The organism is Anaeromyxobacter sp. SG66 (assembly GCF_022690805.1).
Taxonomy (GTDB): domain Bacteria; phylum Myxococcota; class Myxococcia; order Myxococcales; family Anaeromyxobacteraceae; genus Anaeromyxobacter; species Anaeromyxobacter soli.
Window position 1 is genome coordinate 1 of the sequence record NZ_JALCZC010000131.1, and the last position, 10,418, is coordinate 10,418.

The 10,418-nt window shown below is 75.6% G+C and carries 9 protein-coding genes; 5 read left to right on the forward strand and 4 right to left on the reverse strand.

Annotated features, from left to right (window positions below):
* The 3 genes from MNZ39_RS21420 to MNZ39_RS21430 all read left to right on the forward strand — a co-directional run.
* A partial coding sequence (locus MNZ39_RS21420; RefSeq protein ID WP_242341135.1) for a tetratricopeptide repeat protein occupies positions 1–1,196 on the forward strand: 1,196 nt, incomplete at its 5' end.
* A gap of 34 nt (positions 1,197–1,230) precedes the next feature.
* The gene (locus MNZ39_RS21425) at positions 1,231–1,707 is read left to right on the forward strand and encodes a MarR family winged helix-turn-helix transcriptional regulator (protein ID WP_242341136.1); all 477 of its coding nucleotides are present in this window, start codon (positions 1,231–1,233) and stop codon (positions 1,705–1,707) included.
* 151 nt (positions 1,708–1,858) lie between these two features.
* Complete coding sequence (locus tag MNZ39_RS21430; RefSeq protein ID WP_242341137.1) at positions 1,859–3,340, forward strand: TolC family protein; 1,482 nt, start codon at positions 1,859–1,861, stop codon at positions 3,338–3,340.
* 54 nt (positions 3,341–3,394) lie between these two features.
* Here the strand turns inward: MNZ39_RS21430 and MNZ39_RS21435 are convergent, their stop codons facing one another.
* A complete protein-coding gene (locus MNZ39_RS21435; protein ID WP_242341138.1) occupies positions 3,395–4,327 on the reverse strand; it encodes a GGDEF domain-containing protein in 933 nt (310 codons plus the stop codon).
* Between the two features lie 145 nt (positions 4,328–4,472).
* On the opposite strand from MNZ39_RS21435, the gene MNZ39_RS21440 reads away from it, so the two are divergent.
* Positions 4,473–5,330 carry a DUF72 domain-containing protein gene (locus MNZ39_RS21440; RefSeq protein ID WP_242341139.1) on the forward strand — a complete coding sequence of 286 codons (858 nt, stop codon included), beginning with the start codon at positions 4,473–4,475 and terminating at the stop codon, positions 5,328–5,330.
* Between the two features lie 18 nt (positions 5,331–5,348).
* Here the strand turns inward: MNZ39_RS21440 and MNZ39_RS21445 are convergent, their stop codons facing one another.
* The 3 genes from MNZ39_RS21445 to MNZ39_RS21455 form a co-directional block, all read right to left on the reverse strand.
* Positions 5,349–6,095, reverse strand: a complete 747-nt coding sequence (locus MNZ39_RS21445) for an exodeoxyribonuclease III (RefSeq protein WP_242341140.1) — start codon at positions 6,093–6,095, stop codon at positions 5,349–5,351.
* A gap of 279 nt (positions 6,096–6,374) precedes the next feature.
* On the reverse strand, positions 6,375–6,632 hold the full coding sequence (locus MNZ39_RS21450; protein ID WP_242341141.1) for a winged helix-turn-helix domain-containing protein: 258 nt from the start codon (positions 6,630–6,632) through the stop codon (positions 6,375–6,377).
* Between the two features lie 223 nt (positions 6,633–6,855).
* Complete coding sequence (locus MNZ39_RS21455) at positions 6,856–7,341, reverse strand: hypothetical protein (RefSeq protein ID WP_242341142.1); 486 nt, start codon at positions 7,339–7,341, stop codon at positions 6,856–6,858.
* Between the two features lie 210 nt (positions 7,342–7,551).
* Here MNZ39_RS21455 and MNZ39_RS21460 point away from each other — a divergent pair.
* A partial coding sequence (locus MNZ39_RS21460; protein ID WP_242341143.1) for a VIT and VWA domain-containing protein occupies positions 7,552–10,418 on the forward strand: 2,867 nt, incomplete at its 3' end.

Sequence of the window (10,418 nt, forward strand, 5' to 3'; positions counted from 1 at the left end):
GGGAGCCGCGGCTCGCGCTCGGCCGCATCGCCGTCACCCGCCGCCAGCTCGACGTCGCGACCGCCGAGCTCGCCGCTTCGGTGGAGCGCGGCCCGCGCGTGGCGGCGGTCCACGCGGCGCGCGGCGAGCTCGCGCTAGCGCAGGGCGATCACGCCGGCGCGGAGGCCGCCTACCGGCGGGCGCTCTCGGTCGATCCGGAGTGCGCCGCCGCCGAGACCGGCCTCGCGCGCATCGCGCTCGCACGCGGCGACGCGGCCGGCGCGCGGGCGCGCCTCGAGCGCGCGCTCACCCTCGACCCGCGCGACGCGGAGGGGCACGTGACGTTCGGCGCGCTGCTCTGGGCCGCCGGCGATCTCACCGGCGCGGAGAAGGCGCTCGAGGCGGCCGTCGAGCTCCAGCCGCGGAACGCGGGCGCGCTCGTGCGGCTCGGCGCGGTGAAGCTGGAGCGGGGCGACGCCGACGGCGCCGTGCAGCGGCTCACCGCCGCCGCCGCCGAGGCGCCCCAGCTCGCCGAGGCGCAGCAGTGGCTCGGCCGCGCGCTCCTCGCGAAGGGGGAGACCCCGGCGGCCGTGGCGAAGCTGCGCCGCGCGGTCGAGCTCGAGCCCTCGAACGCCGACCACCAGCTCCACCTCGGCGCCGCGCTCGAGCGCGCGAACGCGCTCGAGGAGGCGCTCGCGGCCTACCGCGGCGCCGCGAAGGCCGACCCGCGGCGCGCGGATCCCCACGAGCGGATGGCGCTCCTCTTCGCCGCGAACGGTCGCTGCGACGCGGCGATCGGCGCCTACGAGAAGGCGATCGCGGCCGCGCCGCGCCTCTCGCGCCTGCGGATCGCGCTCGGCGACTGCCAGCTCCGGCTCGGCAAGGCCGAGGAGGCCGCGAAGGTGTTCCGGGAGGTGCTGAGGGTAGAGCCGAAGGCGGTGCCGGTGATCTACCGCCTCGGGCGCGCGCTGCACGAGGCCGAGGGGGAGCGCGCGGCCCTCCCCTGGTACGAGCGGGCGGCGCGCGAGGAGAAGGACAACCCGATGCCGCACTACTACCTCGGCTACCTGTACAAGGAGCGCGGCGAGCGGCGGCGGGCGATCGAGGAGTTCAAGGCCTTCCTCGCGCTGCGGCCGGACGCCGAGGAGCGGAAGGACATCGAGGGGGAGATCGAGGATCTGGGCGGGACCCCGGAGCGCCCGGTCGCTTCCCCTTGACGGCGCGGACCACCCGGCATAGAGACGGTCCGCAATGCGGACTATCTCCGACGCCGGGCTTCGCCGGGAGGCGCGGGCGCTCCGCGAGCAGGTGATCGCGCTCGCGCGGCGCCGCTCCCTGCGCGACCCGGTGGCCGCGAGCTGCGGCGAGCTGGAGCTCACCCCGCCGCAGATCCACGCGCTCCTCTGGATCGGCCACGACGGCCCGCTCACCATGGGCGAGCTCGCCCGGCGCGTGGCGGTGACGGAGAAGACCGTCACCGGGATCGTCGACCGCCTGGAGCGCGACGGACACCTGCGCCGCGAGCGCGACACCGCGGACCGCCGCGTCGTCCGCGCCCGGTTCACCCCCCGGGGAGAGCAGCTCTTCCGCCGCATCGACGCCGACATCGAGGACAAGTTCGCCGCGATCCTCGGCGCGCTCGATCCCGCGGACCGCAAGGCCCTCGCGCGGATCGTCGACCGGCTCGTCGTCCGCCTGGGCGCGCCGGAGGAGGGCGGCGGGAGATGACGCGCGCCCCGAGCTCCGGGCCGCGAGATGCGGCCAGAGACCCCTTCACCGCGCCCGCCCGGCGCGACCGGCCGGACCCCTTCTGGGGGGCGGCGTTCGCAGGCGGGCGCGAGGTAGCACCACGCATCCACGCCGTCCGGCGGGAGGAGACATGAACGCAGTGATCGCAGTGACCGTGCTCGCGCTCGCGGTGGCGCAGGCGCCGGAGCCGTCCCGGAGCGCCGCGCCCGCGCCGCAGCCGCAGGCCGGCCAGCCGGCGCCGCAGGGCGCAGGGCCCAGCCTGGAGCCGCAGCCGACGCCGCAGCCGACGCCTGCCGGCGAGATCGTCACGCTCGAGCAGGCGCTGCAGCTCGCCGCCGCGCGCAACCTCGACCTCAAGGCCGCGGCGGCGCGGCTCCGCCAGGCGGACGAGATCTCCGTGCAGGCCTGGGCGCGCTACCTGCCGCAGGTGAACGCGAGCGGCACCTACACGCGCAACGAGCCCGCGGCCGTGCTCCCCGCCGGTACGTTCGGCGCGGGCAGCCCGGAGATCACGATCGTCGCGAAGGATCAGCTCGCCGGCCAGGTGGACGCGAACCAGGTGCTGTTCTCGCCCGCGCTCGCGTTCGGGATCCGCGCCGCGTCGAAGGCGGAGGCCGTCTCGCGCCTCACCATCGAGAACGTCCGGCGGGACATCGTGTTCGGCGTCGCCCAGTCCTACTACGGCGTCGCCGCGCTGAAGCAGTCGACCGAGGTCTCCGAGCGGCTCCTCGAGATCGCGCGCCGCCAGGAGAACGACGCCCGCGTCCGCTACCAGGCCGGCACCATCGCGAAGGTCGGCCTCCTGCGCGCGGAGATCGACCGCGCCCGCGCGGAGCAGGACCTGCGCCGCGCCCGCAACTCTTACGAGTCGGCGCGCATCGGCCTCGCGACCCTGCTCGACCGCCCGGTCGACTTCGAGGTGACCGCGCCCCCCGAGCCGCAGCTCCCCGACGACCTCACGGTGCTCGAGCAGGGGGCGCTGCGCGAGCGCGTGGACCTCCAGGCCGCGCGGCGGAACGTCGAGCTCCAGCGCGCGAGCCGCAACGCCTCCGTGGGCCGCTACCTGCCGAACGTGGCCGCGTTCGGGCGCTACCAGATCCAGAACGCCGCCGGCTTCACCGGGCAGAACGACCAGTGGGCGTTCGGGCTCGGCCTGTCCTGGACGCTCCTCGACGGCGGCCTGCGCGAGTCGCAGATCCGCGAGGGGAACGCGCGGATCGCGGAGGCGGAGGCGAGCGCCGCGAGCACCGAGGCCCGCGTCCGCGCCCAGGTGCGCCAGTCGACGCTCGACCTCGAGAGCGCCCGCGCGAACGCCGCGAAGGCGAAGGAGCAGCGCGACCTCGCCGCCGAGAACCAGCGCCTCGTGGACGTGTCGTACCGCGCCGGCGCCGCGACGGCCGTCGAGCAGGCGGACGCGACGGCGCAGCTCCGGAACTCGGAGATCGCCCTCACGACGGAGTCGCTCTCGGCCCAGCTCGCCGCGGTGAGGCTCCTGCAGGTGGCGGGGGAGTTCGACCCGCTCCGCCGTCCGCAGGCGCAGCCGGCGCCCGCCTCGACGCCGGCGCCCGCGCCGGCGCCCGGCTCCGTCGCGCCGCCCGCGCCGCAGCGCTGACGGCAACGGAGCGTGATCCGGCGCCTCGCAAACCGCGGGGCGCCGGCCCGCGCCTCAAGGTACCGCGGCGGCGCCGGGCGGGCTCGCGCCGACGCGGTTGCGCCCGGCGTGCTTAGCGCGGGCCAGGGCGCGGTCCGCGGCCTCGAGCAGCTCCCGATCGCTGCGGCCGGCCACGTACTCCGCGAGGCCGATCGAGACGGTCACGCCGATCGACACGGTGAGGCCCAGGTCGTGGCCGTGCCACGCGCAGCGGCTCCGCTCGACCGCGCGGCGGATCCGCTCCCCCAGGGCGCGCGCGCCCTGGAGCCCCGTCTCCCGGGCGACGACCACGAACTCCTCGCCGCCGTAGCGCGCGAGCACGTCCTCCTTCCGGATCGCGCCGCGCAGCACGAAGGCGACCATCTTGAGCGCCTCGTCGCCGGCGAGGTGGCCGTGGCGGTCGTTCACCGCCTTGAAGAAGTCGACGTCGGCGAGGAGCAGCGAGAGCTCGCGCCCGTGGCGCTGTGCGGCGGCGAGCTCGGAGGCGAGCCGCTCCTCCAGGTGGCGCCGGTTGAAGAGGCCGGTGAGCGGATCCTGGAGCGCGCCCTCGGCGATCTTCATCTGCCAGCGGGCCTCGAGCTCGTCCGCCCACAGGAACTTGAGGGTGGTCGCGCCGCCGATCTGGACGCGGGCGCCGTCGTCGAGCTTCTCCTCGACGACGCGCCGCCCGTTCACCCAGGTGCCGTTCGCGCTGCCGAGATCGCGGAGCACCGCGCCCGCCCCCTCGATCCGGACGGCGGCGTGCAGGCGCGAGACGGCCTCGTCCACGATGCGCAGGTCCACGTCCTCGCGCCGGCCGATGGTCACCTCGCGGCCTGGAGCGAGCGGGAAGACGTCCCCGAACTGCGGCCCCGACAGCACGAGCAAGAAGCCGTGCCGCTCCGACGCCGCAGCGATGCTCGGCAGCGCCGTGTAGGTGCGCTCCTTCTCCTCGGGCCTCGCCGGCATGGTCCCACCCCCGCGCGGGATTCTACTCCGGGAGGACCCCGGACAGCGACCGGCGAGGAGTCCCGGGGCCGCACGACGAGGCGGAATGGCTGGAACCCGGGCGAGCCCTGCCGCGAGGCGGGGCGCGGTGTTACGCGGAGGGCCTGTGATCCGATTCGGGCCCGCGGGGTGGGAGTACGTGGACTGGGGCGGGATCGTCTACCCCAGGCCCGAGCCGCGCGGGTTCGACCGGCTCCGCTTCCTCGCCGGCTACTACGGGACGGTGGAGGTGAACGCGACCTTCTACCGGCCGTTCTCCGCGCAGGTGGCGGCGCGCTGGCTCGAGCGCGTCGCGGACGTCCCCACGTTCCGCTTCGGCGCGAAGGTCTGGCGCCGCTTCACGCACGAGCGCGGGGAGCCGTACGGGACGAAGGAGGTCGAGGAGGCGCGCGCGGCGCTCGACGCGCTGCACGCGGCCGGGAAGCTCGGGGCGGCGCTGCTCCAGTTCCCCTGGTCGTTCAAGCGGACGGACGGCAACGAGGAGTGGCTGCGCGGGCTCTTCCGCGCCTTCGCGGGGCTGCCGCTCGTCCTCGAGGTGCGCCACGACTCGTGGGACGTCCCGGAGGTCCACGCCGAGCTCGCCGAGGCGGCGGTCGGGATCGTGAACGTCGACCAGCCGCTCTTCCACCGCTCGATCCGGCCCGGCGCCGCCGTCACCTCGGCGGTCGCCTACGTGAGGGTCCACGGGAGGAACTGGAAGGACTGGTTCCGGAAGGACGCGGGCCGCGATGCCCGCTACGACTACCTCTACACCGCGCGCGAGCTCGAGCCCTGGGTCGAGCGCATCCGCGCGCTCGAGGCCGCCCCGGCGCAGCCCGACGTCTACGTCGTCACGAACAACCACTTCGAGGGGAAGGCGCCCGCGAACGCCACGATGCTCGAGGCCATGGTGAGGCGCCGGCGGGTGGAGGCGCCGCCGGGGCTCGTGGCGCGTTATCCCGAGGCGCTCCGCCCCTTCGTCTGAGGGAGGCCCCCCGCTCGCTCACGGCAGCTCGGCGACCACCGGCGCGTGATCGCTCGTGCCGAAGTCGGCGAGGACCGCGCAGCGCGTCGCCCGGCTCGCGAGCGCGGCGCTCACGAGCACGTAGTCGATCCGCCAGCCGATGTTGCGCTGGCGCAGGTTCCGCCAGGGCGCCCAGTAGGTGAACAGCCCCTCGTTCTTGGGATCCATCGCGCGGCCGAGGTCGACGAGGCCGTGCGACAGGATCTGCTCGATGAGGGCGCGCTCCTCCGGGCGCTGGCCGATGGCGCCCGCCTTCCGCTCCTTGGGGTGGACGTCCTGGTCGGTGCGGGCGACGTTCAGGTCGCCGGCGATGACGAGCGGGCGGCCGGCGGCGCACGCCGCCTCCACCCAGCGATCCAGCGCCTCCAGGAAGCGGAGCTTCGCAGCGAAGTCCTTGCCGCCGTTCGGGACGTACACGGACGCGACGGTGACGCCCGCCACCTCGGCGACGGCGATGCGGGTCTCGAGGTCGAAGTCGGGGTGCGTGAACGCGGGGCGCTCGGGCGCAAGCTCGCGCCGCACGTGGAGGCCGACCCCGGAGTACGCGGTCGCCCCGTGCCACAGGCACCAGTAGCCCTCGAGCTCGCAGAGCGAGGGGGGAACGCGCGCCGGCGGCGCCTTGATCTCCTGCAGGCAGACCACGTCCGGCCGCTCGCGCGCGATCCACTCCGCGACCTGCGCCTCCCGCGCGCGGATGCCGTTCACGTTCCAGGTGCCGATCTTCAAGCTCGCCCCTCCCTGGCCTCACCCGCGCACCTGGAGCCCGAGCGAGGGCCGCCATCAGGGCCCTTCATAAGAACGGGCCCATTCGCCGCACGCACGTCCTTGGCGGGCCGCGCGTTCCTGGCCGAAAGCGCGGCAGGCAACAAAAAAGGGCCGTGGCGCGGCGCGCTTGCGCCCGTCACGGCCCTCCCCCCCGGCGGATCCCTTGGTATCACACCACCGCTCCAGCAAATGGGGTGGTCGCCTGTGGTGTTTTGCCGGGAGTAGCCTCGGGGTCCTCGGTCAGCGCCGCCGCTCGCTCCGAGCAGCGGACCTGTGCCCGGCGGAGGGCGCCCACTCGCCCGGCGCCAGGCTGAAGTAGAGCCGCTGCCCGCGGCGCTCCTCCACGACGCCCACGCCCGCCGCAGAGAGCGCGTCGAGGTCGCGCTGCGCGGTGTTCTTGGACACGCCGCAGCGGCGCGCGAGGTCCGCGAGCGAGAGCGGCTCGGTCGAGGTGGCGAGGAGCTTCCAGAGCGAGAGCCGGCGGGCGAAGGTCGACATGGCGCGGAGCCGCGCGTCGCGCGGCGGAGCGAATGACCAGCGGTCTAATGTCGCACGCTGGGTGCAGCACCTCCCAACACGGACCCACCGCACCAGGGGACCGGCACGCGAGGGGCTCCACCGGGGTTCCGCTGCAGGTGAACCGGCGCGGCCTGGCGGTCTCGACTGCTCGACGGTCGCGAGGGACCGGGCGTTGAGATCCTCGACACCTCGCCGGCCACCATCAGCGCTTGCGGGTGGAGCGGTTCGTGAACTGGCGGACGGCCATGACGGCGACGCCGGCGAGGACCGCTCCGGCGACCGGGCTCGACAGGAGGCCGCTCGTGGCGGGCGTCGACTCGTTGGCGGCGAGGAGCTGGCGGATCATGCCGCGCCGCTCGCCGTGCATGCGCGAGAGGAGCGCCGCGAGCGCCTGCGGCTCCTCGAGCCCCTCGTCGTGGACGCCGGGATAGTTCACGTCCGCCCTGCGCGCGCTGCGCTGCAGCTCCGACACGAAGCGACGGCGCTCCTCCGGCGAGAGCCGCTCGACGCTCGCGAGCGCCGCCTCCTGGAACTCCGCCGGGCCGATCTCGTCGGCCACGCGGTCGTAGTTCGCGATCGTCTCCTCGTCCCTGAGCGCGTCCCAGGGAGCGCCCCGCTCCCAGCGGCGCGTGAAGTCCTCGAAGCTCTCCCGGCCGAGCCCCTCGAGCAGCGCGTCGAGCATCCCCATCGTCGTTCCCTCCGTTGGCCGCACCTCGACGTCAATGTCGCGAGGGAGGCGTCCATCTTCAACGCTTCGCGCGCGCGCCCCGGGGCCGGCCCGCGTCTCCCCGTCCTCCGCCACGTGGCCGGCTGGACACAGCGTGCGGAATGCCCTGGCGCACCGCGAATTCGTGCGGGGCACGGCCGTTGCTCACCGGAGCGGGGAATGGAGGGCCCAATGCGCCCGTCGTCCGCCTTGCACCCGAACCGCTCCCGCCTCGTCACCGTCCTCGCCGTGCTCGCGCTCGCCTGCTCGCGCCAGGCGCCGCGGGACGTCCCGTCCACCGCCCACCCGCCGCCGCCCCCGGCCGCGACTGCCGGGGAGCGCGCCCGGCTGCCGCGCGCGGACCTCGTCCGCCTCGCCGCGCTCGTCGCGGCGCTCCCCTCGACGGAGACCCTCGAGCCCTCGCCCGCCGCCGCGGGAGAGGAGGCGGCGGCGATGTTCACGCCGCGTCTCACCGGGCGCACCCCCGACGGGAAGGCGCTCCTCGAGTTCCCCCTCGTCCACACCCGCGTCGTCGCGCAGGTCACGGGGAACGTGGCGCGCGTCGAGGTGACCCAGTTCTACGCGAACCCCTCGTCCGACCGGCTCGAGGCGATCTACGCGTTCCCGCTCCCGGCCAACGCCGCGGTCACGGACATGCTGTTCCGCATCGGCGATCGGGTGGTGCTCTCGGAGGTCCGCCGCCGCGAGGAGGCGCGCCGGACGTACGAGGCGGCGAAGCGCGAGGGCCGCACCGCCGCGCTCACCGAGCAGGAGCGGCCGAACCTGTTCACCCAGTCGGTCGCGAACGTGCCGCCCGGAGAGACCGTCGCGGTCGTGCTGCGCTACGTCCACGAGGTCCCCTTCGACGACGGGCGCTACGCGTTCCACTTCCCGACCACCATCGGCCCGCGCTACGTGCCCGGCGAGCGGCTCGCCGCCGGCGCCGCGGGCCCGGGCTGGGCCCCCGACACCGATCGCGTCCCCGACGCGTCGCGCGTGACGCCCCCCGTCGTGCCGCCGGGCACGCGCTCCGGCCACGACGTCGACATCCTCGTCCGGCTGGTCCCCGGGGGCGCGTTCGACGACGTCGAGACGCGCAGCCATCGCGCCGTGACCGGGCTCGAGCCCGGCGGCGCGCGGATCGTCGCCCTCGCGGAGGACGACCGGATCCCGAACAAGGACTTCGTCCTCACCTGGCGGCCTGCGGGCGCCGCGCCGGCGGCGCACGCGGTCGTGCAGCGCGAGAAGGGCGAGGACTTCCTCATGCTGTTCGTGCAGCCGCCGGCGGAGATCGCGCCCGCGCTCGTGCGCCCGAAGGAGCTCGTGTTCCTCGTCGACAAGTCGGGCTCGATGATGGGCGCGCCCTTCGATCGGCTGCGCGCGCTCGTCCTGCGCGCGCTCGACGCGATGGGGCCGGACGACACCTTCCAGATCGTCGCCTTCGACGGCGCCGCGCAGGCCATGAGCGAGGCGCCGCTCCCCGCCACCCCCTCGGCGGTGGCGCGCGCGAAGGCGTGGCTCGCCGGGCTCCAGGGCGGCGGCGGCACCGAGATGCTCGAGGGGGTCCGCGCCGCGCTCACGCCGCCGGAGGACCCGCGAAGGCTGCGCATGGTGGTGTTCTGCACCGACGGCTTCATCGGCAACGAGACCGAGATCATCCACGCGGTGGAGGCCCTCCGCGGCCGGGCGCGGGTGTTCGGGTTCGGCATCGGCACGTCGGTGAACCGCTACCTCGTGGAGGGCGTGGGCCGGGCCGGACGCGGCGCCTCGGAGGTGGTGTCGCTCGACGAGGCGCCGGACGCGGCGGTGGCGCGCCTCTTCAAGCGGATCGACCGGCCGGTGCTCACCGATCTCGAGGTCGGGTTCGAGGGCGCCGAGGTGACCGAGCTCCTGCCGGCGCGCCTGCCGGATCTCTTCGCCGGGCAGCCGCTCGTGGTCGCGGGGCGGGTCCGGCGCGGGGCGCCGACGCACCTCGTGCTGCGCGGCCGGCTCGGCGAGGCGCCGTGGGCCTCGCGCATCGAGGTCGCCGAGGCGCGGGTGGACGCGGGCGAGGGGACGGCTCAGCCGATCCTCGGGACGCTCTGGGCGCGCCGCCGCATCGAGGACCTCCTCACCGCGGAGCCCATGGCGCCGCCGGCGTCCGCCATCGAGGAGACGGTCGCCCTCGCGCTGCGCTTCAAGCTCGTGACGCCCTACACCTCGTTCGTCGCTGTGGAGCGGGCGCTGCGCGTCGACCCGTCGCTGCCGCTCGCGCAGGCGCTCGTGCCGAACGAGCTCCCCGAGGGCGTCTCCCATGAGGGCATCTTCGGTCCCGCCTCCGAGGTGGACCTCGCCCCCGCGCGCGTGAAGCCCGGCGACCCGGAGCTGCGCGTCGCGGCGCCCGGAGCGCGCTCGGTGTCGGTCGCGCTCCCCTTCGAGGCCGCGCCGCGCGAGGCGATCCGCGATCCGCTCCGGGGCGACTTCGTGCTGCGCTTCCTCGTCCCGCCGGCCTGGCCGGACGGGAGCTACGACGCGCGGATCACGATCCGTCACGCGGACGGCCGGCGCGAGGAGCGGACCGCCCCCATCCGCGTGGACACGACGCCCGCCTCGATCGCGGTGCTCTCCGCGCCGGCGACCGCCGCGCCCGGCGAGGCGATCCGCCTCGCGCTCAAGCCGTCGCTGGCCGTCTCCCGGCTCCCGGCGCTCTCGAGGCGCCCCGGCGGCCTCGCGAACGCGGTGAAGGGCGCGATGGAGGTGAAGGAGGTGCTCGTGCGCGCGCCGTGGGGGGAGCTCGCGCGGGCGCGGATGGAGGGGCCGCTCGGGGCCTGGGTGGCCGAGCTCCACGTCCCGGCCGGCGCCGGGGCGGGCGCGGCGGACCTCGAGGTGGTGGCCTCCGACGCGGCGGGCAACGTGAGCCGCCGCAGGGTGGCGCTCACGCTCCTCCCGCTCCCCCCGCCGGGCGCGCCGGACGCAGCGGGTCCGATGCTGCTCGCGGGGGCCGGCGCCGGGCTCGCGCTCCTCGCCCTCGGCGCGGCCGGCCTCGCCGCGGCGCTCCTCGGCCTCGGGGCCGCTCGCCA

Excerpts from the sequence above, each read along its gene's own strand:
- MNZ39_RS21455 (WP_242341142.1), bottom strand. The coding sequence starts at position 7,341 with ATGGGGATGCTCGACGCGCTGCTCGAGGGGCTCGGCCGGGAGAGCTTC.
- MNZ39_RS21435 (WP_242341138.1), bottom strand. The coding sequence starts at position 4,327 with ATGCCGGCGAGGCCCGAGGAGAAGGAGCGCACCTACACGGCGCTGCCG.
- MNZ39_RS21425 (WP_242341136.1), top strand. The coding sequence starts at position 1,231 with ATGCGGACTATCTCCGACGCCGGGCTTCGCCGGGAGGCGCGGGCGCTC.
- MNZ39_RS21450 (WP_242341141.1), bottom strand. The coding sequence starts at position 6,632 with ATGTCGACCTTCGCCCGCCGGCTCTCGCTCTGGAAGCTCCTCGCCACC.
- MNZ39_RS21430 (WP_242341137.1), top strand. The coding sequence starts at position 1,859 with ATGAACGCAGTGATCGCAGTGACCGTGCTCGCGCTCGCGGTGGCGCAG.